This is a genomic window from Aeromonas sp., from assembly GCF_050633025.1.
Taxonomy (GTDB): domain Bacteria; phylum Pseudomonadota; class Gammaproteobacteria; order Enterobacterales; family Aeromonadaceae; genus Aeromonas.
Map to the genome: position 1 here is coordinate 1 of NZ_JBODRQ010000041.1, position 26,970 is coordinate 26,970.

The window sequence follows — 26,970 nt, forward strand, 5'->3', positions numbered from 1 at the left end:
AGGCTTTTCGAGGTTATCGACGAGGTGGTTTGCGTTGCCGCTTGCCCTGTCGATGAAGGCGCATTATAGGGAGTGAATTTGTTCTGGCAAGGATAAATCACATGTTTTTTTGATAAAACAGCACAACTGTTCAAACAACAAACAATGCGAGGAAAAAATAAACTGCGTCACGTATTCTGGGGGCGGATGACAGCCAAGTGTCCCCATCAACAACTTATGCTGGCCATTTTGGATTGCTGACGCGCCAGCCAAAGCCCCTCCATCTCTAGCAAGGTTTGATAGATTTTCTCTGCCTGTTCTGGCCGGCTGAACAGATATCCCTGACCATAGAGGTGGATATCGGTCAGGGATCGCAGCACATCCAACTGGGCCTGTGTCTCAATCCCTTCACACACCAGACTCTTGCCCAGCATCGACCCCATCCGGCAAATATTGGCGACCAGTTCGGATGCCTCCATTGAGGTGTCAATACCCTGTATAAATGAACGGTCGATCTTCACCTTGCTGACCGGTAACTTTTGCAGATAACTCAAAGATGAATAACCAGTCCCAAAATCGTCTAATGCCAGCTGTACCCCCTGCTGATTGAGATCCTGCATCAGTTGCAGCGAGTTTTTCACTTCGCGCATGGTGGTATCTTCCGTGACCTCCAAGACCAGGCTACGGGCAGGCAGGTGGTGCTCCATCAATGCCTTGGCCACCAATTTGAGCAAATTACGCTGGTACATGCCTGGCGAGATATTCACACACATTTGCAGATCAACCATACCAAGCTGGTGCCACTGATAGAGCTGCTCGCAAGCTGTGTTCAGCACCCAGCTCCCAACCCGTTCGGCAAGCTGGAACTCCTCAGCCACCATAATCACTTCGTTTGGCGGAATGAAACCGAGCTCTGGATGCCGCCAACGCAGCAGAGCCTCGACAGCTTCACAGCGGCCACTCTCGAGATTGACGATGGGTTGGTAATAGAGTTCCAGCGCATTGTGTTCCAGCGCCATGATCATTTCCGACGCCAAATGCTTGCGCCGCGCCGTCTCGTTGAGCAGGGAGTTATCGTAAATCACATAGGGGACATGGGTCTTGCGACTATGGAACAGGGCTTGTTCCGCACGACTCAACAGCTCCTGAGTCTTGTCGCTGTCCATCGGATAGAAGGCAATCCCGATCCCGACTTCAAGCCGGAAGGGATAGTTGTCATAGACGATATCTTGCTTCAGCGCATGCAGCAGTCGTGCTACCAGCTCCCTGACCTGACGCAGATCGCTGCTGCCACGCTGGATAATGGCAAATTGATCCCCCCCCAGACGTCCGCTCCACTCTCCCTCTTCGCAGAGCACTCGGATCCGGGTGGCAAACTCACAAAGCAGATAATCACCGGTGTCATAGCCAAACTTGCTGTTGATATCCCTGAAGTCGTTGATATCGACCAGCACCAGTCCGAACGGTACTTCTTGAGTGGCGTATACCTCCATCCGCTCCAGCAAGGCAACCCGATTGGACAACCCGGTCAGCGGATCCCGTCTGGCCACTCTGAAATGACGGCGCCCTTCATATATAAGCAGCATGCTGAGCAGCAGCACCGAGACAACCAGACCGGAGACCATCAACAGCAGGGCATTACGCAGCTGACCAAAATAGCGATCGTTCTCGGAATAGATGTTGATGTTCTTCTGCATAACGGAGGCAAGGGAGTAGGAGAGCGGCTCTTGCAGCGGGGCGAGGCGCATCATGATCTGCTGATAATCGGATGCACCGCTCTGCAACTGGGTGATCTCGGGCTCTATTTGGCGAATACTGGTTTCAATCAGCTGTACCAGACGCAAGGTTTTCTGCTTGTCCTGCATGCTTTTGCGCAGCTGACCACTCAACAGGATGGGTGTTCTGCTCCAGAGGATGTCATAACGCAGCATCAAAGTGTCATGATCAATGCCGCCATAGTGATAGACCTCTACCGCATTGAGGAAACGCCCGAGCTCCAACTGCAACTGCATCAACGCCCAGGAGACATCATAGGTGTATTTCTCCATCGCTCTGGTCGCATTCTGGATCTGCATCAGGCAATAGAGGGTGCTCCCGGTAAACGACAGGATGGATACATACAGAATGACGAGCAGTGGCCACGCCCTGGTCTTTTCTTTCACCCCATGCTCCCGTGACATTTTATCAGTGTTGAATGTCTATCAAATCCAGCTGCCAGATCATCATGTCGGTATATTCAGAGCGCTTCAATTCCGGATATTGATCTAGAGGCAGCATAAACCAGATTGGTCCCTTGTCGCGCACCCTCATGACGACGCCATTGTCTTGCCAGGCAAGGATAGGGTCGTATTTGGCAACCTTGTCCCATTCAATGTGGATCTGGAAACTGTTCAGCGCCGTCAACGTAATGGTCTTGCCATCCGCGCCGACGGCAGCCAATACATCGGCCAGTTTTGGGCCTCTGTAGGTGTGCGGCTTATCCACCCACGGGTTGCCGGTCACTATCTCATGTTGCGGCAGAGCCTGCAGTTTGGCCAGATCAAACAACACCTTGCCATCAACTTCGTCTGCCGACCTGATGTTGCCACCCACTTTCAGGATCACCGGCCCAGTCAGCGCCTCAGCAGCCATTACCGGCATGATGACCAATGAACACAGTAGCGTCAGCCAACCAAACATCTTCATAGCACCCCCAAATTTGCTGTCTCAACAGACTCAGTTTAGTCAGATATAAAAAAACGGCTCGCCTTGGGCGAGCCGTTTGTCAACTAGAGCAAGGGGGATGATTACATCATGCCCATGCCGCCCATGCCGCCCATGTCAGGCATGGCAGGGGTATCTTTCTTCGGCAGTTCGGTGACCATGCACTCGGTGGTGATCATCAGACCGGCGATGGAAGAGGCAAACTGCAGGGCAGAACGGGTTACCTTGGTCGGATCCAGGATACCCATGGCCAGCATGTCGCCATACTGTTCGCTGTAAGCGTTGTAACCGAAGTTGCCTTCACCGTTCTTCACTGCGTTGGCAATGACAGAGGCTTCTTCACCAGCGTTGATGACGATTTGACGCAGCGGGGCTTCCATGGCGCGCAGTGCAACCTTGATACCGACGTTCTGGTCTTCGTTATCACCACGCAGGCCAGTCAGCTTGGCAGCTACGCGCACCAGCGCTACACCACCACCGGCAACCACACCTTCTTCAACAGCGGCGCGGGTAGCGTGCAGGGCATCTTCCACGCGGGCTTTCTTCTCTTTCATCTCGACTTCGGTGGCAGCACCAACCTTGATCACGGCAACACCGCCAGCCAGCTTGGCTACGCGCTCTTGCAGCTTCTCACGGTCGTAATCGGAAGAGGTCTCTTCGATCTGCTGACGGATCTGGGCAACACGGCCTTCGATCACACCGGCATCGCCCACGCCATCGATGATGGTGGTGTTCTCTTTAGTGATGACGATGCGCTTGGCACGACCCAGATCTTCCAGCGTCGCTTTTTCCAACTCCATGCCAACTTCTTCAGAGATGACAGTACCACCAGTCAGTACGGCGATATCCTGCAGCATGGCTTTGCGACGGTCACCGAAGCCCGGCGCCTTGACGGCAGCCACTTTCACGATACCGCGCATGGTGTTGACCACCAGAGTAGCCAGGGCTTCGCCCTCTACGTCTTCGGCAACGATCAGCAGCGGTTTGCCCGCTTTGGCAACACCTTCCAGCACCGGCAGCATTTCGCGGATGTTGGAGACTTTCTTGTCAACCAGCAGGATGAACGGGTCGTCCAGCTCGACAGAACCGGTTTCCTGTTTGTTGATGAAGTACGGAGATAGGTAGCCGCGGTCGAACTGCATACCTTCAACAACTGCCAGCTCATCTTCCAGACCCTGACCATCTTCAACGGTGATGACGCCATCGCGACCCACTTTGTCCATGGCTTCGGCAATCAGCTTGCCCACTTTCTCGTCGGAGTTGGCGGAGATGGTGCCCACCTGAGCGATGGCATTGCTGTCAGCACACGGCTGGGACAGCGCCTGCAGCTCGGCAACAGCAGCCACAACGGCTTTGTCGATACCACGCTTCAGATCCATCGGGTTCATACCGGCGGCAACGGCTTTCAGACCTTCGTTGACGATAGCCTGAGCCAGAACGGTTGCAGTAGTGGTACCGTCACCGGCGGCATCGTTCGCCTTGGAAGCCACTTCCTTGACCATCTGGGCGCCCATGTTCTGGAACTTGTCTTCCAGCTCGATTTCGCGCGCAACAGAAACACCATCTTTAGTGATGGTCGGGGCGCCGAAGGACTTGTCCAGCACCACGTTGCGGCCTTTCGGGCCCAGAGTCACCTTGACGGCATCAGCCAGGATGTTTACGCCTTCCAGCATCTTGATGCGGGCTTCGTTACCAAACTTAACGTCTTTAGCTGCCATTTTTCTTCAGTCCTTAAATCAATTCGGGGAAAAGGAGGATGGATTACTCTTCGACAATCGCCAGGATGTCGGTTTCGGAGAGGATCAGGACATCCTGACCATCCAGCTTCTCGGTCTTCACACCGTAGCCTTCGTTGAAGATAACCTTGTCACCAACCTTCACGGCCAGCGCTTTCACATCGCCATTATCCAGGATGCGACCAGTCCCTACGGCAAGCACTTCACCACGGGTGGACTTCTGGGCCGCAGTACCAGTCAAGACGATACCGCCGGCAGATTTGGCTTCAGCTTCGATGCGCTTGATGATGACGCGGTCGTGCAGTGGACGAATTTTCATCGATAACTCTCCCAAAATGAGTCTCATTGTTGCTTTGAGGAATGGCCGTTCCAGGCCAAATTAGATATGTCCCTGATGTGGGGCAGAGTTGCTAACCCTTCAAGGGCAAATACAAAAAAAAATTTTTCACGTACTATAAACTTCTTCGATGGTTCAGCCATGTCCGCCCCCTGGTGCAAGGTCGGTTCAAGCCGCCCGGTTGCCATGCCAGAACCTGCAAAGCCAGCTGTAGAGACGAGCCCTTGACCCGCACCAACCCCATGCTGACAGCCCCCATCTCGGTCGTACTGCGCCAGATGACGGGCCCCATGATCTTCGGCATCATCGCCATTCAGGCCTTCAATCTGGTCGATACCTTTTTTATCGGTATGCTGGGCACCGAAGCACTGGCCGCCATCAGTTTTACCTTTCCCGTCACTTTTGTGGTTACCTCGCTGGCGATGGGATTGGGCGCCGGATTGTCAGCAGTGATCGGTCACACCCTGGGGCAGGGCAAACACGATGAGGCTGCCCATCTCGCCACCGACAGCCTGTTTCTGGCGGTGATCGTGGTGGCCCTGCTCTCCGCTGGGGGCGCTCTCACCATCCAGCCTCTGTTTACCCTGTTGGGCGCCAGTGCCGAGCTTATCTCCCTCATCCATGACTACATGCTGATCTGGTATCTCACCGTCCCCATGCTGGTGCTGCCCATGGTGGGCAATGCCGCCATCCGGGCGACCGGCGATACCAAAACCCCCAGTCTGGTGATGGCGGTAGCCGGGCTGGTCAACGGAGTGCTGGATCCTCTGTTGATCTTCGGCATAGGCCCCTTTCCCGAATGGGGGATCCGCGGGGCCGCCATCGCTACCTCTCTCTCATGGCTGATGGCGATGCTGGTCAGCCTCTATATCCTGCGTCATCGGGAAGGGTTGCTGCTGTGGCGCCTCTCGCCGCGGGCCCGGTTGCTATACCACTGGCGATCGCTGCTCCATGTCGCCGTCCCCGCCTCTTTTACCAATATGCTCAACCCCCTGGCCAATGCGGTGCTGATGACGATCTTTGCAGGACTGGGTACCGAGGTGGTGGCCGCTTACGGCGCCGCGTCGCGGGTCGAGGCACTGCTGCTGATCGTGATGATGGCCCTCGCCTCCGTACTGGCCCCTTTCATCTCGCAAAACTGCGGTGCCGGTAATCCTGCCCGCGCCAAAGCTGCACTGCAGAGCTGCATGAGGTTTGCGCTGCTGTTCCAGCTCGCCATTTATGGCCTGACCTGGCTGCTCGCCCCGCAGATCGCCAATCAGTTCAGCGATCATCCGCAAGTCATTCGCCTCATCATTCTCTATCTACATCTGGTGCCGATCGGTTACGGCTTTCAGGGCATGGTGATGCTGCTGGCCTCGGCACTCAATGGCGTGAGGGCATCCAGTATCTCGTTCTTGTTCAATGGATTGCGACTGTTTGGTTTTCTGTTGCCAGGAGCCTGGCTGGGGGCAAAGCTGGGGGGAGAACAGGGGATCTATCTGGGAATCTTGCTGGCCAATCTGGCGGCGGGCACCCTCGCATGGTGGTATGCCCGACACCGCTTCGAGGCCTTGTGCCATCAGGGCAAACCCTGATTCAGTCACTCGCCTCGGGTTTTCGTCTCGTCGATTACTCTTTACGCTCACTCTTTGCGCTCAAATTCGCCTTCGATGGTGGTGCCGCCCTGCTTGGCGTTCCCCAGATGATCATCGGACGGTGCGTTGCCAAACGGCGATTGAGTACGCTGGAAACCGCCCATCTGCATCCGGAACTGGCTGCTGCCGATCAGCTTGTCAGCCAGTTTGTTGCGCAGCCAGGGTTGCAGCAACAGCACACCGAAAATGTCGGTCACGAAACCCGGGATAATCAGCAGCAAACCGGCCAACGCCAGCATCATGCCCCCCATCACCTCGCGGCCCGGCATCTCGCCCATCTGCATCTTTTGCTGGGCGCTAAACAGGGTCTTGATCCCTTCACTGCGCACCAGCGAGGAGCCCAATACCGCGGTCAGTATGAGCAAGCCGACAGTCGGCAGCGCCCCGATTACCGAGCCGACCTCGATCATCACGGTGAGTTCCAGTACAACCAGACCCAGCAACGACAGAAACAACTTGCCCATATCCACTCCAGCACCAGTAATTTTGATAAAAAATGACCCCCATAACACGATGGGTAAAGGCGATCTTTCTACCGCAACATCGCCACTTTCCTGCTTGGTAAGTGGGGGCTGTGGCTCTCTAATTCAAGTTGCCCAACCATCCTCCTCCGTATCATCAACAGTCAACAAGATCAGTAAACAAGAAAAAAAAGAAATAAATCAATCAGATAAATTTCATTCAACACACTCTCCAATATCTCAAAGTAATTTGAAAAATCTCTCAAAATTAGTGATCCAGCTCTAATAACTGATACCTCAATTGGAGTAGTATGCTGATTAGTTTTTCGGGAGGCCATTCTCCCAACCGCCCCACTCGATGTGTGGTGCTTCAGGATGAGCTGTGCGCAAGGAACTCGCGACCACTCGGTGAGGATTGTTCCATTTATCTGATTTCTGAGGCATTACAATGAGCGACATCAAGAGCGTCCGCATTGAAGAAGACCTGCTGGGCACCAAAGAAGTTTCCAATAATCTCTACTATGGCGTGCACACCCTGCGCGCTGTCGAGAACTTCAAGATCAGCTCTCAGAAGATTTCTGACGTTCCGGAATTCGTCCGCGGCATGGTGCTGACCAAAAAGGCTGCAGCGCTGGCCAACGGCGAACTGGGCACCATTCGTCCTGAAATTGCAGACAAGATCGTGGAAGCCTGCGACCTGATGCTGAACACCGGCAAGTGCTTCGACCAGTTCCCGGTCGATGTTTACCAGGGCGGTGCCGGCACATCCGTCAACATGAACACCAATGAAGTACTGGCCAACATCGCTCTGGAGATCATGGGTCTGGAGAAAGGCCGCTACGAAGTCATCAACCCGAACGATCACGTCAACAAGTGCCAGTCCACCAACGATGCCTACCCCACCGGTTTCCGCGTCGCCGTGGTGAACAGCACCGACACCACCCTGTTTGCCCTGGAAGCGCTGATCGCCGCTTTCGATGCCAAGGCTGCCGAGTTCAAGAAGATCCTGAAGATGGGCCGCACCCAGCTGCAGGACGCCGTGCCCATGACCCTGGGTCAGGAGTTCCACGCCTTCGCCGTCACCCTGCGTGAAGAGATCAAGTCCATCAAGCGTTGCCAGGAGCTGCTGCTGGAAGTGAACCTGGGCGCCACCGCCATCGGTACCGGTCTGAACACCCCCCCCGAGTACTCTGCACTGGCCATCAAACGTCTGGCCGAGATCACCGGCCGTGCCTATGTGCCGGCAGAAGATCTGATTGAAGCCACCTCCGACTGTGGTGCCTACGTCATGCTGCACGGCGCCATCAAGCGTCTGGCCATGAAGCTGTCCAAGATCTGTAATGACCTGCGTCTGCTCTCCTCCGGCCCGCGCACTGCACTGAAAGAGATCAACCTGCCGGAAATGCAGGCGGGTTCCTCCATCATGCCAGCCAAGGTCAACCCGGTTATCCCGGAAGTGGTCAACCAATCCTGCTTCAAGGTATTCGGTAACGACATCACCATCACCTTCGCCGCCGAAGCCGGTCAGCTGCAGCTGAACGTCATGGAGCCGGTGATTGGTCAGGCGATGTTCGAATCCCTGAGCCTGATGGAAAAAGCCTGTATCTCCCTGCGCGAGAAGTGCGTGGAAGGGATCACCGCCAACCCGGAAATTTGCATGAATCACGTGCTGAATTCCATCGGTATCGTGACCTACCTGAACCCCTTCATCGGCCACCACGAAGGGGATATCGTCGGCAAGATCTGTGCCCAGACCGGCAAGAACGTCCGCGAAGTCGTGCTGGATCGCGGCCTGCTGAGCGCCGAACAGCTGGACGAGATCCTCTCCATCGAGAACCTGATGAACCCGCAATACAAGGCCAAGCGCTTCACCCGCGAAGCCACTGTATAAGCGAGCATGGGCCGGGAGCTTCCCGGCCCATAAAGTCAGTTCCCGATTGGTCTTTATCCCCAGTCCGATCGGGAATTGGCTTTTCGCCAGATAAAAACCAAAAAACTAAAAAATGGAGTTATCGCTATGATTGGAATCGAGTTACTTGTCGTGCTCGCCGCTATCTATCTGGGCGCCCGGATAGGCAGCATCGGCATCGGCTTTGCCGGGGGTCTTGGGGTACTGGTATTGACCTGGGTTCTGGGCATGCCCATCCCGAGCGATCAACTGGTCAGTTACATCCCTTGGGATGTGATCATGATCATCGCGTCCGTCATCTGCGCCATCGCCTGTATGCAACTGGCAGGCGGGATGGATTACCTAGTCTTTCTTGCTGAAAAAGCACTGCGCAAAAACCCCAAATACATCACCTTCGCCGCCCCGGTGGTCACCTATTTGATGACCATGCTGGCCGGTACCGGTCATACCGCCTTCTCTACCCTGCCGGTGATCGCTGAAGTGGCCAAAGAGCAGGGGATCCGTCCGTCCCGTCCGCTCTCTATTGCGGTGGTCTCCTCCCAGGTCGCCATCACAGCCTCCCCGATCTCTGCCGCTGTGGTTGCCTTCTCCGGCATGCTCGAGCCGTTTGGTGTTGACTACCTGACCCTGCTGGCCATCTGCATTCCCTCAACCTTCCTGGCCTGCATCCTGGGCGCCTTCATTGCCAACATGTTGGGCAAACCGCTGGATCAGGACGAGGTCTATCTGGAGCGCAAAGCCAAGGGCCAAATCAAGCTACGTGGTACTACCAAGCTTGAGATCAAGCCATACGCCAAACTGTCGGTCTGGATCTTCATCGCCGCCATCGTTGCTGTCATGGCTTATGCCACCGCCATCTCAGGTAAAGTAGGCCTGATCACCAACCCGCCAATCCCTCGCGATGGCGCCATCATGGGCATCATGCTGGCCGCGGCCACCATCATGACCCTGGTGTGCAAACTGGACGCCACCCAGGTGACCAACATGCCGACCTTCAAGTCCGGTATGTCCGCCTGTATCTGCGTACTAGGTGTGGCCTGGCTGGGTAACGTCTTCGTAAAAGGCAACATGGACACTATCCAGCTGGTCGCTGGCGACCTGCTGAACCAGTACTCCTGGCTGCTGGCCGTGGTGCTGTTCTTTGCCGCTATGCTGCTCTATTCACAAGGCGCTACCACCAAGGCCCTGATGCCTGCAGCACTGGCGCTGGGTGTCAGCCCGTTGACTGCAATTGCCTCTTTCGCCGCCGTGAGCGCCTTGTTCGTACTGCCGACCTACCCAACCCTGCTGGCCGCGGTAGAGATGGACGACACCGGCTCCACCCGTATCGGTAAGGCAGTCTTCAACCACCCCTTCTTCGTACCGGGCACCGCCACCATCGCCATCGCCGTGGCGCTGGGCTTCTTCTTCGGCGGCATCCTGCTGTAATCTATCGCTTGCCGATGACCAAACAAAAATCCCCGCCAGTTGGCGGGGATTTTTTTATCTCCTTACTCTGTGCTTGGCTGTCTGGCAGCAAGAGACCCAACCTCTTATCCGGATGGATCAACCACAGCGACAGCAGCCAATGCAACCGCGTGCCAGCAGCGCTATAACCGCCGCAGCCTGATTGCAGGAGCCGTAGGCCACCATGGTACTCACCACCGCGCCAGAAGGCGGGATCCGTCGGATCAAACCGGATCCAGGGTATCCAGCGGCCAACGCGGCACGGCTTTGACCGCCAGCGGTTCGAACACGCCCGCTTTCAGGCGCTGCATACCGGCGTAAGCGATCATGGCGCCGTTATCGGTGCAATATTCGGTGCGCGGATAGAACACCTCACCCTTGAGGCTCTCCATCAGCTCGGCCAGCTGGGCGCGCAGATGACGGTTGGCACTGACGCCACCGGCGACCACCAGACGCTTAAGACCGGTCTCTTTCAAAGCACGACGACACTTGATGGCCAGGGTATCGACCACCGCATCTTCAAACGCCCGAGCGATATCGGCGCGGGTCTGCTCATCATCACCGTTGGCGGCGATGGTGTTGGCTGTGAAGGTCTTGAGGCCGGAGAAACTCATGTCAAGCCCCGGACGGTCAGTCATCGGGCGGGGAAAGTGGAAGCGTCCGGTGGTGCCCTTCTCGGCCAGACGGGAGAGCAGCGGGCCCCCCGGGTAGTCCAGCCCCATCAGCTTGGCGGTCTTGTCGAACGCCTCGCCGGCAGCATCATCGATAGATTCCCCCAGCAGCTGATAACTGCCAATGCCATCGACCCGCACCAGCATCGAGTGACCACCGGAGACCAGCAGCGCCACGAAGGGGAACTCGGGGGCCTTCTCTTCCAGCATGGGGGCCAGCAGGTGGCCTTCCATATGGTGGACGGCGATGGCTGGCTTGTTCCACGCCATCGCCAGCGAACGGCCAATGGTCGCTCCCACCAGAATGGCGCCAACCAGACCCGGACCCGCGGTATAGGCGATGCCGTCGATGTCATCCTTGCCCAGTCCCGCCTCCTGCAATGCGGCCTGGATCAACGGGATCGTCTTGCGAACGTGATCCCGGCTGGCGAGCTCGGGGACAACGCCACCGTAGTCCGCATGCAGCTTGACCTGGCTATATAACTGGTGGGAAAGGATCCCTTTTTGATCATCGAAGATCGCGATCCCGGTTTCGTCACAGGATGTCTCTATGCCCAATACACGCATTGCTAAAAATTTTCACTGCTAAAATGAGACGGCTATGGTAACCTTCGCGGGTTTTTTAAACCAGAGCGATCTCTGCGGGTTTACTTTCATTCCCTGTCCAGAGTATAATTTCGCACCATTTTAAGACATGCTGATCGATTGAAGGTCAGCTAACAATTTATCACTGAGGTGAAAGGCACATGCCAGTAATCAAAGTCCGTGAAAATGAGCCGTTTGACGTTGCTCTGCGTCGCTTCAAGCGTTCTTGCGAAAAAGCCGGTATCCTGTCCGAAGTTCGTAGCCGTGAGTTCTACGAGAAGCCGACTACCATTCGTAAGCGCGCCAAAGCGTCTGCCGTTAAGCGTCACGCCAAGAAGCTGTCTCGCGAAAACGCACGTCGTATCCGCCTGTACTAATCGGGAGATATTGCCGTGTCTCTGAAGGATCAACTCAAGGATCAACAAAAACTCGCCATGCTTGCCAAAGATAAGGCACGTCTGGGAGCGATCCGCCTGTTGATGGCAGAAATCAAGCAACGTGAAGTCGATACCCGTATCGAGCTGAATGATGAGGATATCCTCGCTGTCGTGACCAAAATGGTTAAACAGCGCCGCGATTCCATCAGCCAATTTGAAACTGCCGGTCGCCAGGATCTCGCCGACAAAGAGTCCGCCGAGATCGTTGTGTTGCAGGAATTCCTGCCGCAACAGCTGACCGCAGATGAAATTGCCACTCTGATCGAGCAAGCCATCACTGAAAGTGGTGCTGCCGTCATGGCTGATATGGGCAAGGTCATGGCTGTCTTGAAGCCGAAAATTCAGGGGCGTGCCGATGTCGGCGCCGTCAGTGCTCAGGTGAAAACCCGCTTGGCGTAACAGGCAACTCTCTTGTTTGGTCGAAGAAGCCGTGCTTCCCTTGGAATGCGCGGCTTTTTTATTTTCTCCGCAATGAAACAGGACGGTTATGGCAGGCAGGATCCCCCAATCCTTTATCGACGATCTGCTCGTACGCACAGACATAGTCGAGCTGATCGACTCGCGAGTGCGGCTGAAAAAAGCCGGTAAGAACTACCAGGCTTGCTGCCCTTTTCATAACGAAAAAAGCCCCTCTTTTACCGTCAGCCAGGAGAAGCAGTTCTACCACTGTTTCGGTTGTGGCGCCCACGGCAACGCCATCGGCTTTGTCATGGAGTACGACGGTCTCGAATTTCCCGATGCCATCGAAGAGCTCGCCAGCATGCAAGGCATGCAGGTACCTCGCGAGCAGAGCATCGGCGGCTCGGCCAATAGTCAGCCCGCCGTTAGCAAGGATCTGTTCGAGCTGATGAACCAGATCGCCCGCTTCTACGAGAGCAATCTCAAGAGTGCCCCCCACGCGGTGGAGTACCTCAAAGGGCGCGGTCTGACCGGCGAAGTAGTCAAGCGCTTCAACATCGGTTATGCCCCAAGTGACTGGGATCAGGTACGCCGCCGCTTTGGTACCAGCCGGGATCACGAACAGTTGCTCATCTCGGGCGGCATGCTGATCACCCGTGACAATGGCCCGGGGAGTTATGATCGTTTCCGCGATCGCATCATGTTCCCGATCCGCGACAAGCGTGGCCGGGTCATCGGTTTCGGTGGCCGGGTGCTCGGTGATGGCACCCCCAAGTACCTGAACTCGCCCGAGACCCCCATCTTCCATAAAGGGCGGGAGCTGTTCGGTCTCTACGAGGTGAAGCAGGCACACAAGGATCCACGTAGGATCCTGGTGGTGGAAGGCTACATGGATGTAGTAGCACTCGGTCAGTACGACATCGACTATGCGGTGGCGGCGCTGGGCACTGCAACGACCAGCGACCATATCCACACTCTGTTTCGCACCACCGCCGAGGTGGTCTGCTGCTACGACGGTGACAACGCTGGTCGTGAAGCCGCGTGGCGGGCGTTGGATAATGCCCTCCCTCATCTGCAGGATGGCCGCGAGCTGAAGTTCGTGTTTCTGCCCGATGGAGAGGATCCCGACTCGTTGGTACGCCAGATCGGCAAGGAGGGCTTCGAAGCCCTGCTCGATGAAGCCCAGCCATTCGCTGACTTCATGTTCGAGCGTCTCGGCCGGGATGCGGCGCTCTCCGGTGAGGCAGGCAAGTTCGAAGTGGCCAACAAGGCCGCCGAGCTTATTCGTCGCGTACCGGAAGGGTTTACCCGCGAAGGGCTGATCACCCGCCTCTCCAGCATGATGCGCTGGGGTGAGAACAAGCAGCGCATCGCCGAGCTCTTTGCCCGCAACAGTCAGCCCAAGGCCGAGGTAAACAAACCCAAGGCAGCCAAGCTGACGCCACTGCGGCGTGCGCTGGCACTGATGGTGCAATATCCGGCAGTAACGGCTGAGCTTCCCCCGATGCCGGAATTGGCCGGACTGCGCGTACAGGGCATCAAGTTCCTGCTGCAACTTCACCAGCAAATCCTGGCACAGCCCGGTATCACAACCGGTATCCTGCTGGAACACTGGCGCGGCACCAAAGAGGGGGAAATTCTCGCCCAGTTGGCGATGCACGACCTGTTCGAGGAGATCAAACTCGATCAGGATCCGGATATTCTGGGAGAATTGCAGGACACCTTTGTCGGCTTCATCAACCAGTTTCTGAAACAGCGGATCGAAGAATTGCAGGCCAAAGTGGCTCAGGAAGGACTAAGCTCCGAAGAAACCCAAGAGCTGATGATGCTGATAAGAGAGGTGCAAATTGAGAAAAGAAATGAGAGTGGGGCTTGATATTTGAGTGATTAGTCCCAATATGGATAGCGTTGCCCGAATCGACGGGATGAAAAGCAAAATTTTTATAACCGCCTGGCCCCGACAATACTGCGGGCAGGGGTTTCTCATGACCGACGCCGCAACCAGACATAGCATGTCTGGCGGTTTTCTATTAGAATTGGCTATTTGCGCAGCAGCGCACTGTACGCGCAACCTAGCAACACCAACCGGATGAGTTCTATGGAGCAAACCCCGCAGTCTCAGCTTAAACTCCTCGTTGCCAAAGGTAAAGAACAGGGCTACCTGACCTATGCCGAGGTGAACGATCACCTCCCGCAAGACATTGTCGATTCAGACCAGATCGAAGACATCATTCAGATGATCAACGATATGGGCATTCAAGTGGTTGAAAACGCTCCGGATGCCGATGACCTTATCATGGCTGAAGGTGGTACCGCCGATGAGGACGCTGCCGAAGCAGCGGCCCAGGCTCTGGCATCTGTTGAATCTGAGATTGGTCGCACGACCGATCCCGTCCGCATGTACATGCGGGAAATGGGTACCGTCGAACTGCTGACCCGCGAAGGCGAAATCGACATCGCCAAGCGGATCGAAGACGGTATCAACCAGGTACAAAGCTCCGTAGCCGAGTACCCTGAAGCAATTACTTACCTGCTCGAACAGTACGACAAGTACGAAGCCGAGCAGCTGCGTCTCTCTGACATCATCTCTGGCTTTATTGACCCGAACGAAACCGAAGACATGGCGCCTACCGCCACGCATATCGGTTCCGAGCTCGGCGAAGACGATCTGGCTGACGAAGATGAAGAGGACGAAGAAGACGAAGACGAAGATGGCGACAGCTCTGACGATGACGGTGACGGTGGTCCGGATCCGGAAGTCGCTCGCGAGAAGTTTGGCGAACTGCGTGCCCAGTATGAAGTGACCCGCCTCTCCATTCAGAAGAATGGTCGCGCGCACGACGATACCCAGGCCGCCATCGCCCAGCTGGCCGATGTCTTCCGTCAATTCCGCCTGATGCCCAAGCAGTTCGATCGCCTGGTCAACAACATGCGCGAAATGATGGAGCGCGTCCGCGTGCAGGAACGCATCATCATGAAGCTCTGCGTTGAGCAGGCCAAGATGCCGAAGAAAACCTTCGTCGCGGCCTTCACCAACAACGAGTGTGAAACTGCCTGGTTCGAATACCAGAAGCAGGCTGGCAAAGCCTGGTCTCCACGTCTGGTTGAAATGGACGAGGATATTCAGCGCGCCATCGGCAAGCTGCAGCAGATTGAAGAAGAGACCGGTCTGTCGATTGCCCAGATCAAGGATATCAACCGTCGCATGAGCATCGGTGAGGCCAAGGCCCGCCGTGCGAAGAAAGAGATGGTTGAGGCCAACTTGCGTCTGGTTATCTCTATCGCCAAGAAGTACACCAACCGTGGCCTACAGTTCCTGGATCTGATCCAGGAGGGCAACATCGGTCTGATGAAGGCGGTAGACAAGTTTGAATACCGTCGTGGCTACAAGTTCTCGACCTATGCAACTTGGTGGATCCGTCAGGCCATTACCCGCTCCATCGCGGATCAGGCCCGTACCATCCGTATCCCGGTACACATGATCGAGACCATCAACAAGCTCAACCGAATCTCCCGTCAGATGCTGCAGGAGATGGGGCGTGAACCGAACCCGGAAGAGCTGGCCATGCGCATGGGCATGCCGGAAGACAAGATCCGCAAGGTACTGAAAATCGCCAAAGAGCCTATCTCCATGGAGACGCCCATCGGTGATGATGAAGATTCCCACTTGGGCGACTTTATCGAAGATACCACCCTGGCTCTGCCAGCGGATGCGGCGACCAGCGAAAGCCTGCGCAACGCCACCCGCGAAGTGCTGGCTGGCCTGACCGCCCGCGAAGCCAAGGTACTGCGGATGCGTTTCGGTATCGACATGAACACTGACCACACCCTAGAGGAAGTGGGCAAGCAGTTCGATGTTACCCGTGAGCGTATTCGTCAGATCGAAGCCAAGGCACTGCGCAAACTGCGCCATCCGAGCCGCTCTGAAGTGCTGCGCAGCTTCCTGGACGAATAATCCGGGTCGTGCAAACCTGCTTGCCAAAGCCCGATATGCAGCAATGCTGATCCGTTAAGGATCCATTGATCGATCCTTCCGCAGTAGGACAATCCGGAACCAGTCACTGGTTCCGGATTTTTTTGTCAATTGCAAACGACCTGAACGACGTTATGGAGACATCTGGCGACATGCTGGCTCGGTTGGCAATTTTTGCCGACCATATTCCCGACGAATGGATTACTGCCGCTGCGGCCTTGTCTGAAAAGGCCACGATTCACCGGCGTCGCTCGCCGCCTCAACATCTGTATAGACGGGTTGGCCAATGACCTCCAACTCGCTGGCAGTGCCCTGTCTCAAGCCCGTCAGCGACTCGGCAAAAAGCCGCTCGAGTGGTTGTTCAAACATGCCACGGAGACTGGCGGAGTTGCGAGGTTGTATTGGGGAAATGTTCATAAAATACGCCCCAGGCCATCGAGACCCAGGACGGTGAAGATATCAAAGACCCGTTTTCCTGTAGATCACAATGTGGCTCCGCTTAAGTGAACAACATTGCGCCGTAGCGGGGTCTGAATCAGCTGGCCATTTGCGTGCGTCAGTTACTCCTGTTCGCGAGCAATGGCGCGCCAGCCGATATCCTTGCGGTAGAAGACGCCATCCCACTTGATGCGGCCAGCGAGCTGATAGGCACGTTGCTGGGCTTGTGCCACTGTGTGACCGAGGGCGGTGGCGCACAACACGCGGCCACCAGCGGTCAGGCTGGTATCACCCTCCAGACGGGTACCGGCATGGAACACCTTCTCACCGGCCACTTCATCCACCGGCAAGCCGCTGATGGGGTGGTTGGTGCTGTAATCGCCAGGATACCCACCCGCCGCCAACACCACGCCGATGGCGGCGCGGGGATCATAGATGGCCTCTTTCTGATCCAGCTTGCCTGCGCAAGCCGCCAGACAGAGCTCTACCAGATCGGACTGCATCCGCAGCATGATGGGCTGGGTCTCGGGATCGCCGAAACGACAGTTGAACTCGATCACTTTGGGATTGCCTGCACCGTCGATCATCAGACCGGCGTAGAGGAAACCTGTGTAGACGTTACCCTCGGCCGCCATGCCGCGCACGGTCGGCATGATCACCTGCTCCATCACGCGTCGATGCACCTCGGCGGTCACTACCGGCGCCGGGGAGTAAGCCCCCATGCCGCCGGTGTTGAGGCCGGTATCACCGTCGCCAACCCGCTTGTGATCCTGACTGGTGGCCATCGGCAGCACGTGTTCGCCATCGACCATGACGATAAAGCTCGCCTCTTCCCCCTCCAGAAACTCCTCAATCACCACCCGGGAGCCCGCTTCGCCAAAGGCATTGCCGGAGAGCATGTCGCGCACCGCCTCTTCCGCCTCCTGCAAGGTCATGGCGACAATCACCCCCTTGCCCGCCGCCAGACCATCGGCCTTGATGACGATGGGGGCGCCCTTCTCGCGCAGGTAGGCGAGTGCAGGCTCCACTTCGGTGAAGTTCTGGTACTCGGCGGTCGGGATGGCGTGACGGGCCAGGAAATCCTTGGTGAAAGCCTTGGAGCCCTCCAGCTGGGCAGCGGCAGCGGTCGGGCCGAAGATAGGCTGACCGGCGCCGCGGAAGGCATCCACCACCCCTTTCACCAGCGGCGCTTCCGGCCCGACGATGGTGAGGCCGACCTGCTTCTCTTTGGCAAAGGCCAGCAGCCCTTCGATATCGGTCGCGTCGATGGCAACGTTCTCGACACCCGGCTCAAGCTGGGTGCCCGCATTGCCCGGCGCCACAAAAACGTGGCGTACCAGCGGGGAGTGTTTGGCCTTCCAGGCCAGAGCGTGTTCGCGGCCACCATTGCCAATGATCAGTACTTTCATCGTATCGCTCGCTTCTATTTGTGGTCACCGGACGGCCACCCGGGCCGTCAGTCAGTGGAAATAGCCAGTTGAAAAGAGACAACAAAAGGGCCGCCATCGGCAGCCCCTGACCCATCAATGACGGAAATGGCGCATGTTGGTAAAGACCATGCACATACCGTGCTCGTCGGCGGCATCGATCACCTCCTGATCGCGCATCGAGCCACCCGGCTGGATCACGCAGGAGATACCGGCCTGAGCGGCAGCATCGATACCGTCGCGGAACGGGAAGAAGGCATCGGAGGCCATCACGGAGCCCGCCACGGTCAGCCCTTCGTCCGCCGCCTTGATACCGGCGATTTTGGCCGAATAAACACGGCTCATCTGGCCTGCGCCGACGCCGATGGTCTGGCCATCTTTGGCGTAGACGATGGCGTTGGATTTGACGAACTTGGCCACTTTCCAGCAGAACAGCAGATCCTGCAGCTCGGCCTCGGTCGGCTGACGCTTGCTGACCACGGTCAGGTCGCCCAGCGTCACCATGCCGAGATCCCGCTCCTGCACCAGCAGGCCGCCGTTGACGCGCTTGAGGTCAACCCCTTGCGCCGGAGCCGTCCACTGCCCGCATTCGAGCAGACGCACGTTCTGCTTGGCGGCGACTGCGTCACGGGCCTCCTGGCTGACGGTCGGGGCGATGATCACCTCAACAAACTGTCGGGCCACAATGGCAGCGGCAGTGACGCCATCAAGCGGCCGGTTGAAGGCGATGATGCCGCCGAAAGCAGAAGTGGGGTCGGTCTGGTAAGCGCGATCGTAGGCACTCAGCAGGTCGTTACCGATGGCCACGCCGCAGGGGTTGGCATGCTTGACGATGACGCAGGCTGGTTCGCTGAACTCCTTCACACACTCCAGCGCCGCATCGGTATCGGCGATGTTGTTGTAGGAGAGCGCCTTGCCCTGCAACTGGGTTGCACTGGAGACAGAACCCGGCGCAGCATGCTCTTCGGCGTAGAAGGCGGCTGCCTGATGGCTGTTTTCACCGTAACGCATGTCCTGCTTCTTGATGAACTGGCTGTTGAAGGTGCGCGGGAAGCGGGACTCCTCGTCACCCTCCTTGTTGTCGCCATAAGAGGGGACCATGGTACCGAAGTAGTTGGCGATCATGCCGTCGTAGGCGGCTGTGTGCTCGAAGGCGGCAATGGCCAGATCGAAACGGGTCGCCAGTTTCAAGCTGTTGCCGTTGGCATCCATCTCGCGAATAACCCGATCATAGTCGGCAGCTTTGACGACAATAGCGACATCTTTATGGTTTTTAGCGGCAGAACGCACCATGGTCGGGCCGCCGATGTCGATGTTCTCGACCGCATCTGCCAGGGTGCAGCCCGCTTTGGCTACGGTGGCAGCAAAGGGATAGAGGTTGACGACAACCATGTCGATGGGGGCGATAGCGTGCTGGGCCATGATGGCGTCATCCTGATCCCGACGGCCGAGGATGCCGCCATGAACCTTGGGATGCAGGGTCTTGACCCGGCCATCCATCATTTCAGGGAAACCCGTGTAGTCGGAGACCTCGGTCACCGGCAGACCCACCTCGCCAAGCAGCTTGGCGGTACCGCCTGTGGAGAGCAGGGCAACACCACGCTCGTTGAGTGCCTTGGCAAATTCCAGAATGCCAGTTTTGTCAGACACACTCAGCAGTGCACGGCGAATGGGTCGAGCTTGTTCCATCACACTATCGTCCTCAACATAACGGGGACCGTTCCATGGGAGGCGAGGCTCAACACAGAGAGTCCCCAAATAAATGGAAGTGGGGGATTTCGCAAACCACTCTCGCCCCGACATCCGGCAAAAGCGTTTTAGGAAATGCCCGCTTGGTGCGGCACTCTCTTATGGGCGCGTATTCTACACAAAAAATGTGCCGGGTGGTGGATTTTTTAAATAGCAAACTCCTTGTGTGGCGCGGCGTTAAACGTTTGCCACCCAACCTCAGCCAAACGTTTGCCATTTAAGGGTTTTATAGCTAAAGAGCTGTGAAACCAACTTTTGTCTGCCCCTTTTATGCCCTTGGCTGGCAATCCATGGGCAAAGGGGTGATAGTGGATTCCGGTTTTTGTTGCGGCATACATTCAAGGGGAGAGAGAGCATGTATCGGATCGGTGAACTGGCCAAGGCGTGCGGGGTCAAGGCAGATACCCTGCGTTTTTACGAGAAGAACGGGCTTATCTCACCGGGGATCCGCAACGAATCCGGCTACCGCCTCTACAGCGAACAGGACAAGCGGCGGCTGGAGTTCATCATTCGCGCCAAGTCGGTGGGATTCTCGCTGGCCGATATCGGCGAGCTGCTCGACCTCGATACCAACAAGGCCAAAGTCACCTGTCAGGAGGTGAAAGCGGTGGCCGACACCAAACTGGCCCAGGTGGAGCAGAAGATCATCGAACTGACCCGCTTTCGCGACAACCTGCGCGAGCTCTCCAATATCTGCTGCGGAGGGCCGCGCTCGGCCGAGCACTGCGCCATCCTCGAGACGCTGGAATCTGGCGCCCCGGCCCATCCCGAGCATCACAGCCACGACCAGCATGACACTGTTCACGGCTGACATGGTATGTCTGACCGAGCGTGCCTGGCTCAGTGTGACTGACTCGGCACGTCCGACGCATTGCTCCGGCGGCGATTTGGTGACAAAATCGCCGCGTTTTTAACCGGTGCCAGTGCATCCGGTTGCCGGGCGCTAACCTGAACAAGCGCCCGCAGCGAAAACCGCCATCCAGACACAAGCATCAACACACCAAAAGAGAAGAAGAGGAGCCATCATGGCCAAGATCCGGGTCGTTCAACCCGCCCTCCCCCGTGAGGAAAATGCGCAAGGGGGCAGCTATGCCCATCAGCGCGGCGAGATAAAGGATAACCATCTGCATGCCCTGCTCTCCGATCCCCTGTTTCGCAGCCGGGTCGAGCGCAACAAGAAGGGCAAGGGGAGTTACCAGCGCAAGGCCAAATTTGGCAAGCGGTGGGAGCCCGGCCAACAGCAGATGATCCGCGTCTGCTGCTGAGCGGGTTTCTACCGACCATAAACAATCAGGGCGCCATTGGCTGGCGCCCTGATTGTTATCTCGAAACACGGTTCGCCAAAACTGGCTCACGACCTGTCGCGAGAAGCTGTCAGCAAGGTGAAGAGCCGCGCATGAACCTTGATCACGGCTTCGCAGCAAGATCGTGAACCCGTTTTCACTCATCCATAAACAGTTCGAGCAGCACGTTGAGATAGCGGTGGCCGAGGGAGGTAAGCTGCCAGCTCTCCCCCAAGTCCTCGATCAGCTCCTTGCTCTGGGCAATGGTCAGCACTGTCTCCACCCGCTCCAGCGGCAAGCCGGTATAGGCCTCGAACTGTGCCTTGGGGGCAGGTTCAAACAGGCGGAAGCGGTTCATAAAGTATTCGAGCGGCAGATCGTCTGCCGTCACCTGCCACTGCTCGTCCAGATAGGAGCGGCTCTTGTCCAGATACCCTTTCGGATGCTTCACCTTGGCGGTGCGCAGGATCTGTTGATTAGCGAGATCGGTCACCTTGCCGTGGGCGCCACAGCCGATCCCCAGATAGTCACCAAAGCGCCAGTAGTTGAGGTTGTGATGGCACTGATAGCCCTCTTTGGCGTAAGCCGAGATTTCGTACTGACGATAACCGCTGGCGGTGAGCATGGCGTGGCCCTGCTCGTAGATGTCCCACAGGGTGTCATCTTCCGGCAGCTTGGGCGGCTTGGAGGCAAACGCCGTGTTCGGCTCTATGGTGAGCTGATACCAAGAGAGGTGCGGCGGTGCGCAGTCGATAGCCTGCTGCAGGTCATAAAGGGCATCATCCAGACTCTGATCCGGCAGACCGTGCATCAAATCCAGATTGAAGGTGGGCAACTTGATGGCATGGGCCAGTGCGGCGGCCTTGCGCGCCTCTTCCGGGCCGTGAATGCGACCGAGGCGGGTCAGCTTCTCCTGCTGGAAGCTCTGCACGCCGATGGAGATGCGGTTGATACCGGCGCGCTGGAAACCGGCGAACTTGTCTGCCTCCACCGTGCCCGGATTGGCCTCCATGGTGATCTCGCAATCTGCGGCGAGCGGAATACGGGCCCGCACCCCGTCCAGCAAGGCTTGCATTGCCTCCACCGTCAACAGGCTAGGGGTGCCGCCACCGATAAAGATCGAGGAGAGCGGCCGCCCCTGTGCCCACTTCAGATCCTGATCCAGATCCTCCAGCAGAGCGGCGACATATTCGAGGTGAGGCAACTCCCCCTTCTGGGCATGGGAGTTGAAGTCACAGTAAGGGCACTTCTGGACGCACCAGGGCACATGAATATAGAGAGAGAGCGGCGGCAGTTGCAGCATGGGGCTTCCAATAAAACGGGGGCTCAAGGCCCCCATTGTAGATGACTATGTGTAATTGACCGTGTGTGGCGAAGTGACTCAGTGCGCCGCAGCCAGCGCCGCTTTGAGCTTGGCCAGCGCCTGACCACGATGGCTCAGCTGGTTTTTCAGTTCGGCGGGCATCTGGGCGGCGGTGCAGTCGTGATCCGGCACGAAGAAGACGGGGTCATAGCCAAAACCGTGCTGACCGCGCGGCTCGTCGATGATCATCCCTTCCCAGCTTGCCTGACAGATGATGGGGGTGGGATCGTCGGCGTGGCGCATATAGACCAGCACACACCAGAAGCGGGCGCTCTTCAGGTACTCGGGGGCACCTTGCAGCTCACCGAGCAGCTTCTCGATGTTGGCCTTGTCGCCGGCACCCACACCGGCAAAGCGGGCGGAGTAGACGCCGGGGCGCCCTTGCAGCAGATCGACTTCCAGTCCGGAGTCATCGGCCACGGCGGGCAGACCGGTAATGCGGGCGGCGTGGCGGGCCTTGATGATGGCATTCTCGACGAAGGTGGTGCCGGTCTCATCAGCATCGGAGACCGCAAACTCGCTCTGTGGGATCACCTGGATCTTCATATCGGCCAGCATGGCGGCCAATTCCTTCACCTTTTTCTGGTTACCTGTTGCCAGGACAAGCTTGTTCATCGAGCACCTCCGCAAAAATAATCTGCGCATTCTATGCGGCGCAAGCGTTTAGTAAAAGCGTCAATTACACCCGCTGTGATGGGGTTACGGGGGATTTGCCGCCATCGAATCACCCACTTTTTAATACATGTTTCCATAATGGAATAACCAAAGTGATTAAATACCATTTCTATTCATTACTGGGAGTCAGTAGACTCGCGCCCCAATTCATTAGCCTGGCTGACTAAAGAGGTGACAGATGCCATTGATACTTTTGCTCGTACTACTGGTGCTGTTCAGTCCGCTGGCTATCGACATCTACCTGCCCGCCATCCCGCAGATGGCTGAGCAGCTGGGCGCCGAAGTAACTCTGATGCAGGGCACCATCACCTGGTTCCTGTTCAGCATGGGGCTGGGGCAACTGCTTGTTGGCCCGCTGGCCGATCGCTACGGTCGCAAGCCCATCGCCCTTTGCGGCGTGCTGCTCTATGGCCTGAGCGCGCTGGGGGCGGGTTTTGCCGCCAGCCTCGGCGAATTGATGCTGGCGCGAGTGCTGCAGGGCTTTGGCGCCTGCGCTACTTCGGTCGCCGCCTTCTCGGTGGTGCGTGACAGCTACGGCCCGAAAAAGAGCGGCCAGATGATCTCCTATCTCAATGGCGCCATCTGCTTTATTCCTGCGCTGGCGCCCCTGCTCGGTGGCTGGCTCACCGCCAAGGCGGGCTGGTCTGCCAACTTCTGGTTTATGGCCGGTTATGCGCTCATCGTCGGCAGCTGGCTGCTGTGGCGGATGCCGGAGACCCGCCCGGAGAAGACCCGCAGTGAAGGGGCCCTCATCAGCTGGTCTCGCTACAGCCCGGTGCTGCGCTCCCCCAGCTTCCTGTTCAATGCGTCCCTGTGCATGCTGACGATGGCGGTGATCCTCGCCTACGTCACCGCCGCACCGGTACAGCTGATGGTGAAATTGGGACTCGATATGAGCGGCTTTAGCTACTGGTTTACCGCCAACGCCGCGCTCAACATTCTGGCCTGCTTTGTGGCACCGCGCTTTATTGCCAAGGTAGGGCCAAGACGCACCCTGCGCATCGGCCTGCTGGTGTTGATGCTCTCGGCCATCACTTTGACTTTGGCCATGCATATCGAGCATCCGCTGGCGATGATGGGGCCAGTATTCCTCTCTGCCATCGGCTTTGCCATGATTCTGGGCTCGGCCGCCGGGATGGCGCTGGCACCATTCGGCCATTGCGCCGGTACCGCCGCCGCCCTGCTCGGCCTGTTCCAGATGAGTGGATCCGGCGCTCTGGTTGGCTTGACCGGTACCCTGATGCATGACCCGCTCAGCCAGCTGGCACTGCATATGTGGCTGCTGCTGCCGCCCCTGGTGATGCTGATGACCCGGCGCGGTCGCCGCTTGTGTTTGCAATAAATCCTGTGCTCTGATGGGCACACTCAGGGGGCCATCGGCCCCCTTCTCGTTTGTATCGCCTTTACAGCGTATGGCCATCCGGCAGATTGCCTGCGATGGCAACCCCACTCACTCGATGTCAGCGGAGAACTCCCGATGAGCCACACTCTCAACGCAGCCCTGGTGGGCTATGGCTTTGCAGGCAAGACCTTCCACGCCCCCTTCCTCTCCTCCACACCGGGCTTGTCCCTGAGTTGGGTGGTGAGCCGCGATGCCGCCAAGGTGCAGACCGATCTGCCCGACTGCCGGGTCGGTTCACTGGAACAGGTGCTGAGCGATGAGACCGTCGCTCTGGTAGTGATCGCCACCCCCAACGATACCCACGCTCCCCTCGCCCGTCAGGCGCTGCTGGCAGGCAAGCACGTCGTCATCGACAAGCCCTTTGCACTGGATCTGACCGAGGCACAAGCGCTGGTCGAACTGGCCGAAAAGCAGCAGCGACTGCTCAGCATCTTCCACAACCGCCGTTGGGACGGGGATTTTCTCACCGTGCGCCGTTTGATTGCCGAAGGGACGCTGGGGCAGATCGCCCAGTTCGAATCCCACTTCGATCGCTATCGCCCCGAAGTGCGCCAGCGCTGGCGCGAAGCGGGTGGCCCGGGTTCCGGACTCTGGTTCGATCTCGGCCCCCACGTGCTGGATCAGGCATTGCAGCTGTTCGGCCAGCCGGACTGGCTGCAGGCCGATCTGGCCGAGCAGCGTCCCGGCGCACTGGCGGACGACTACTTCCATGTGGTGCTGGGTTACGGTGCTCTGCGGGTTATTCTGCATGGCAGCTGTCTGGTCTCGGCCACCATGCCGCGTTTCATCGTCCACGGCAACCAAGGCTCGTTCGTGAAATTCGGTATGGATGTGCAGGAAGATCAGCTCAAGCAGGGCTTGCGGCCGCCGGCTGCGGATTGGGGCATGGATAGTGAACCCGGTCAGCTCAGCCGCATTGTCGATGGTCAGTTGCAGCAGCAGAGCGTGGTGGGTGAGGCGGGGGATTATGGCGCCTACTATCGCGGTGTCTGCGCCGCCATCAAGGGGGAGGGAAGCAACCCGGTGCCAGCAAGTGAAGCGCTGGCGGTGATGGCGCTGCTGGATCTGGCCCGTCAGAGTCATCTTGAGGGAAAACGGCTGTCCTGTCAGAAACTGTCTGACCAAGGCGCGGGCATCGACCTCTTTCACCCAGCGTAAACCTTGTTAATGTGCCAAGATACCATATAAACATGGTCATTTATCGTGCACAGTGCCGAATTTTGCAACATCTTGTATTAACACCACTCGTTACAGTGGAGCTTTTTATCAACGGCACGAAAAAATGTCATTGTGATATCCGTTTTCATCGGTAACTAATGGGGCTATATTGCGCCCGCCTACTGCCTCCCGGCTTCTTGTTTCCATACCGGGCAACGGTGGGCGCTGTGATGGTTGCACCAACCATCTCTCCATCTTTTTTTGAGGGAATGCACATGAACAAAGTACTGGTAGCCGGTATCCTGGGTCTGATGTTGACCGCTTGCGGTCAGAAAGAAGAAAAAGCTGCCGCTCCTGCTGCTGCTCCGGCCGCCGAAGTGGCTGCCACTGTAGAAAAAGCCGCTAGCGAAGCCACCTCTACCGTAGAGAAGGCTACCTCCGCAGCGACTGCAACCGTAGAAAAAGCTGCTACCGAAGCCGCTACCAAGGTTGAAGCTGCAGTGAGCGATGCCAAGGCCAACTAAGCCTGCACCTCATTTGAAGACGGGTCCGAAGGCAACTTCGGGCCCGTTTTTTATGGCGAAAGTAGCCACTATGGCGACTTGCCAGCCAGTGAGCAACCCTGTAGTACCGAGCTAAACAAGCCCCCTCTTTGAAAAAGAGGGGGCTTCTTCAGCAATCTGAAGCCAATCATGATGAGCGGCTTTTTTGGCGGTTATTTCCCCTTACGACCCGCTTTTACGCTCTACCACCCCGTACAATTAGTCGCCAAGTGGTTGATATACCTATAGACTGCCCTTTCCTCTTCCCCTATAATCCACGCCGCTAAACGCACAATTTGGCCCCTTAGCTCAGTTGGTCAGAGCAGTCGACTCATAATCGATTGGTCGTGGGTTCAAGTCCCCCAGGGGCCACCAATTCCAGAGGGTTAGCGAGATAGTACTCGCTAACCCTCTTTTCAATAGGATACCTATAGGATATCTCAGCCTGTAGAGTAACCACTCTAAAAGCACTCCCCAGACCCTCAAAAAATTTTTTCTCCACCAAGAAGAAAAATTATCAGCCTCTTCGAAATGTTCTCCTTTGAGAACCATTGCTAAAATTTTTTCTCCTCCCCAGATTTCCCTTTTCTATCTCTATATGTTGAAAAAAGCGGGGTTACACCAAGGCAAGATCATGAGTGTTTTTTGTTCAAATCGTTC

Annotated in this window: 22 protein-coding genes, 1 tRNA gene and 1 pseudogene; 14 read left to right on the forward strand and 10 right to left on the reverse strand. The window is 57.1% G+C overall.

Annotated elements, in window-relative coordinates; genetic code table 11:
• Positions 1-206 precede the first annotated feature (206 nt).
• From ACRAUW_RS07865 to ACRAUW_RS07880, 4 genes are all read right to left on the reverse strand, one after another.
• On the reverse strand, positions 207-2,141 hold the full coding sequence (locus tag ACRAUW_RS07865) for a putative bifunctional diguanylate cyclase/phosphodiesterase (protein WP_431361836.1): 1,935 nt from the start codon (positions 2,139-2,141) through the stop codon (positions 207-209).
• Positions 2,142-2,163: 22 nt separating this feature from the next.
• Entirely contained in the window at positions 2,164-2,664 is a 501-nt protein-coding gene (locus ACRAUW_RS07870; RefSeq protein ID WP_431361837.1) for a molybdopterin-binding oxidoreductase, read from the reverse strand.
• Positions 2,665-2,765: 101 nt separating this feature from the next.
• Complete coding sequence (gene groL, locus ACRAUW_RS07875) at positions 2,766-4,400, reverse strand: chaperonin GroEL (RefSeq protein WP_431361838.1); 1,635 nt, start codon at positions 4,398-4,400, stop codon at positions 2,766-2,768.
• 43 nt (positions 4,401-4,443) lie between these two features.
• Entirely contained in the window at positions 4,444-4,737 is a 294-nt protein-coding gene (locus ACRAUW_RS07880; protein WP_005309514.1) for a co-chaperone GroES, read from the reverse strand.
• 260 nt (positions 4,738-4,997) lie between these two features.
• Here ACRAUW_RS07880 and ACRAUW_RS07885 point away from each other — a divergent pair, with 260 nt between their 5' ends.
• A complete protein-coding gene (locus ACRAUW_RS07885) occupies positions 4,998-6,332 on the forward strand; it encodes an MATE family efflux transporter (protein ID WP_431361852.1) in 1,335 nt (444 codons plus the stop codon).
• Between the two features lie 47 nt (positions 6,333-6,379).
• On the opposite strand, the gene ACRAUW_RS07890 is transcribed toward ACRAUW_RS07885, so the two are convergent.
• Entirely contained in the window at positions 6,380-6,856 is a 477-nt protein-coding gene (locus tag ACRAUW_RS07890; RefSeq protein WP_431361839.1) for an FxsA family protein, read from the reverse strand.
• A gap of 445 nt (positions 6,857-7,301) precedes the next feature.
• Here ACRAUW_RS07890 and aspA point away from each other — a divergent pair, with 445 nt between their 5' ends.
• Complete coding sequence (gene aspA, locus ACRAUW_RS07895) at positions 7,302-8,744, forward strand: aspartate ammonia-lyase (RefSeq protein WP_431361840.1); 1,443 nt, start codon at positions 7,302-7,304, stop codon at positions 8,742-8,744.
• 126 nt (positions 8,745-8,870) lie between these two features.
• Positions 8,871-10,190, forward strand: coding sequence for an anaerobic C4-dicarboxylate transporter (locus tag ACRAUW_RS07900; protein WP_431361841.1), 1,320 nt, complete (start codon positions 8,871-8,873; stop codon positions 10,188-10,190).
• Between the two features lie 242 nt (positions 10,191-10,432).
• Here the strand turns inward: ACRAUW_RS07900 and tsaD are convergent, their stop codons facing one another.
• Positions 10,433-11,446, reverse strand: coding sequence for a tRNA (adenosine(37)-N6)-threonylcarbamoyltransferase complex transferase subunit TsaD (tsaD, locus tag ACRAUW_RS07905; RefSeq protein ID WP_005349085.1), 1,014 nt, complete (start codon positions 11,444-11,446; stop codon positions 10,433-10,435).
• A 179-nt stretch (positions 11,447-11,625) separates the two neighbouring features.
• Here tsaD and rpsU point away from each other — a divergent pair, with 179 nt between their 5' ends.
• The 5 genes and pseudogenes from rpsU to ACRAUW_RS07930 form a co-directional block, all read left to right on the forward strand.
• Positions 11,626-11,841 (forward strand): 30S ribosomal protein S21, encoded by a 216-nt coding sequence (rpsU, locus tag ACRAUW_RS07910; RefSeq protein WP_005309452.1) that lies wholly within the window; start codon positions 11,626-11,628, stop codon positions 11,839-11,841.
• 15 nt (positions 11,842-11,856) lie between these two features.
• Positions 11,857-12,300, forward strand: a complete 444-nt coding sequence (locus tag ACRAUW_RS07915) for a GatB/YqeY domain-containing protein (RefSeq protein WP_431361842.1) — start codon at positions 11,857-11,859, stop codon at positions 12,298-12,300.
• Positions 12,301-12,388: 88 nt separating this feature from the next.
• Positions 12,389-14,176: a DNA primase gene (dnaG, locus tag ACRAUW_RS07920; protein ID WP_431361843.1), complete on the forward strand. Its 1,788-nt coding sequence runs from the start codon at positions 12,389-12,391 to the stop codon at positions 14,174-14,176.
• Between the two features lie 183 nt (positions 14,177-14,359).
• Entirely contained in the window at positions 14,360-16,255 is a 1,896-nt protein-coding gene (gene rpoD / locus ACRAUW_RS07925) for an RNA polymerase sigma factor RpoD (protein ID WP_290439001.1), read from the forward strand.
• A 122-nt stretch (positions 16,256-16,377) separates the two neighbouring features.
• Positions 16,378-16,669 (forward strand): annotated as a pseudogene (locus tag ACRAUW_RS07930) (IS4 family transposase); the annotation flags it as partial.
• A gap of 164 nt (positions 16,670-16,833) precedes the next feature.
• Here the strand turns inward: ACRAUW_RS07930 and purD are convergent.
• Positions 16,834-18,120, reverse strand: coding sequence for a phosphoribosylamine--glycine ligase (gene purD / locus ACRAUW_RS07935; RefSeq protein WP_431361844.1), 1,287 nt, complete (start codon positions 18,118-18,120; stop codon positions 16,834-16,836).
• Positions 18,121-18,234: 114 nt separating this feature from the next.
• Positions 18,235-19,827 carry a bifunctional phosphoribosylaminoimidazolecarboxamide formyltransferase/IMP cyclohydrolase gene (gene purH / locus ACRAUW_RS07940; protein WP_431361845.1) on the reverse strand — a complete coding sequence of 531 codons (1,593 nt, stop codon included), beginning with the start codon at positions 19,825-19,827 and terminating at the stop codon, positions 18,235-18,237.
• Between the two features lie 415 nt (positions 19,828-20,242).
• On the opposite strand from purH, the gene zntR reads away from it, so the two are divergent.
• Positions 20,243-20,698, forward strand: a complete 456-nt coding sequence (gene zntR / locus ACRAUW_RS07945; protein WP_431361846.1) for a Zn(2+)-responsive transcriptional regulator — start codon at positions 20,243-20,245, stop codon at positions 20,696-20,698.
• A gap of 214 nt (positions 20,699-20,912) precedes the next feature.
• Positions 20,913-21,152: an alternative ribosome-rescue factor A gene (locus ACRAUW_RS07950; RefSeq protein ID WP_431361847.1), complete on the forward strand. Its 240-nt coding sequence runs from the start codon at positions 20,913-20,915 to the stop codon at positions 21,150-21,152.
• 175 nt (positions 21,153-21,327) lie between these two features.
• Here ACRAUW_RS07950 and hemW read toward each other — a convergent pair whose 3' ends face one another.
• Together hemW and rdgB are read right to left on the reverse strand one after the other, a co-directional pair.
• Entirely contained in the window at positions 21,328-22,473 is a 1,146-nt protein-coding gene (gene hemW / locus ACRAUW_RS07955) for a radical SAM family heme chaperone HemW (protein WP_431361848.1), read from the reverse strand.
• A 78-nt stretch (positions 22,474-22,551) separates the two neighbouring features.
• Positions 22,552-23,148: an RdgB/HAM1 family non-canonical purine NTP pyrophosphatase gene (rdgB, locus tag ACRAUW_RS07960; protein WP_005340539.1), complete on the reverse strand. Its 597-nt coding sequence runs from the start codon at positions 23,146-23,148 to the stop codon at positions 22,552-22,554.
• Positions 23,149-23,386: 238 nt separating this feature from the next.
• Here rdgB and ACRAUW_RS07965 point away from each other — a divergent pair, with 238 nt between their 5' ends.
• The 4 genes from ACRAUW_RS07965 to ACRAUW_RS07980 all read left to right on the forward strand — a co-directional run bounded on the left by ACRAUW_RS07965 (position 23,387) and on the right by ACRAUW_RS07980 (position 26,685).
• Entirely contained in the window at positions 23,387-24,550 is a 1,164-nt protein-coding gene (locus ACRAUW_RS07965; protein WP_431361849.1) for a multidrug effflux MFS transporter, read from the forward strand.
• 135 nt (positions 24,551-24,685) lie between these two features.
• Positions 24,686-25,768, forward strand: coding sequence for an oxidoreductase (locus ACRAUW_RS07970; RefSeq protein WP_431361850.1), 1,083 nt, complete (start codon positions 24,686-24,688; stop codon positions 25,766-25,768).
• A gap of 275 nt (positions 25,769-26,043) precedes the next feature.
• The gene (locus ACRAUW_RS07975; protein WP_431361851.1) at positions 26,044-26,292 is read left to right on the forward strand and encodes a hypothetical protein; all 249 of its coding nucleotides are present in this window, start codon (positions 26,044-26,046) and stop codon (positions 26,290-26,292) included.
• 316 nt (positions 26,293-26,608) lie between these two features.
• Positions 26,609-26,685, forward strand: a tRNA-Ile gene (locus ACRAUW_RS07980).
• Positions 26,686-26,970: the final 285 nt, after the last annotated feature.

Coding starts and splice junctions, on each gene's coding strand:
- ACRAUW_RS07870 (WP_431361837.1), bottom strand. CDS start 2,664: ATGAAGATGTTTGGTTGGCTGACGCTACTGTGTTCATTGGTCATCATG.
- groL (WP_431361838.1), bottom strand. CDS start 4,400: ATGGCAGCTAAAGACGTTAAGTTTGGTAACGAAGCCCGCATCAAGATG.
- ACRAUW_RS07880 (WP_005309514.1), bottom strand. CDS start 4,737: ATGAAAATTCGTCCACTGCACGACCGCGTCATCATCAAGCGCATCGAA.
- ACRAUW_RS07885 (WP_431361852.1), top strand. CDS start 4,998: ATGCTGACAGCCCCCATCTCGGTCGTACTGCGCCAGATGACGGGCCCC.
- ACRAUW_RS07890 (WP_431361839.1), bottom strand. CDS start 6,856: ATGGGCAAGTTGTTTCTGTCGTTGCTGGGTCTGGTTGTACTGGAACTC.
- aspA (WP_431361840.1), top strand. CDS start 7,302: ATGAGCGACATCAAGAGCGTCCGCATTGAAGAAGACCTGCTGGGCACC.
- ACRAUW_RS07900 (WP_431361841.1), top strand. CDS start 8,871: ATGATTGGAATCGAGTTACTTGTCGTGCTCGCCGCTATCTATCTGGGC.
- tsaD (WP_005349085.1), bottom strand. CDS start 11,446: ATGCGTGTATTGGGCATAGAGACATCCTGTGACGAAACCGGGATCGCG.
- rpsU (WP_005309452.1), top strand. CDS start 11,626: ATGCCAGTAATCAAAGTCCGTGAAAATGAGCCGTTTGACGTTGCTCTG.
- dnaG (WP_431361843.1), top strand. CDS start 12,389: ATGGCAGGCAGGATCCCCCAATCCTTTATCGACGATCTGCTCGTACGC.
- purD (WP_431361844.1), bottom strand. CDS start 18,120: ATGAAAGTACTGATCATTGGCAATGGTGGCCGCGAACACGCTCTGGCC.
- purH (WP_431361845.1), bottom strand. CDS start 19,827: ATGGAACAAGCTCGACCCATTCGCCGTGCACTGCTGAGTGTGTCTGAC.
- zntR (WP_431361846.1), top strand. CDS start 20,243: ATGTATCGGATCGGTGAACTGGCCAAGGCGTGCGGGGTCAAGGCAGAT.
- ACRAUW_RS07950 (WP_431361847.1), top strand. CDS start 20,913: ATGGCCAAGATCCGGGTCGTTCAACCCGCCCTCCCCCGTGAGGAAAAT.
- hemW (WP_431361848.1), bottom strand. CDS start 22,473: ATGCTGCAACTGCCGCCGCTCTCTCTCTATATTCATGTGCCCTGGTGC.
- rdgB (WP_005340539.1), bottom strand. CDS start 23,148: ATGAACAAGCTTGTCCTGGCAACAGGTAACCAGAAAAAGGTGAAGGAA.
- ACRAUW_RS07965 (WP_431361849.1), top strand. CDS start 23,387: ATGCCATTGATACTTTTGCTCGTACTACTGGTGCTGTTCAGTCCGCTG.
- ACRAUW_RS07970 (WP_431361850.1), top strand. CDS start 24,686: ATGAGCCACACTCTCAACGCAGCCCTGGTGGGCTATGGCTTTGCAGGC.
- ACRAUW_RS07975 (WP_431361851.1), top strand. CDS start 26,044: ATGAACAAAGTACTGGTAGCCGGTATCCTGGGTCTGATGTTGACCGCT.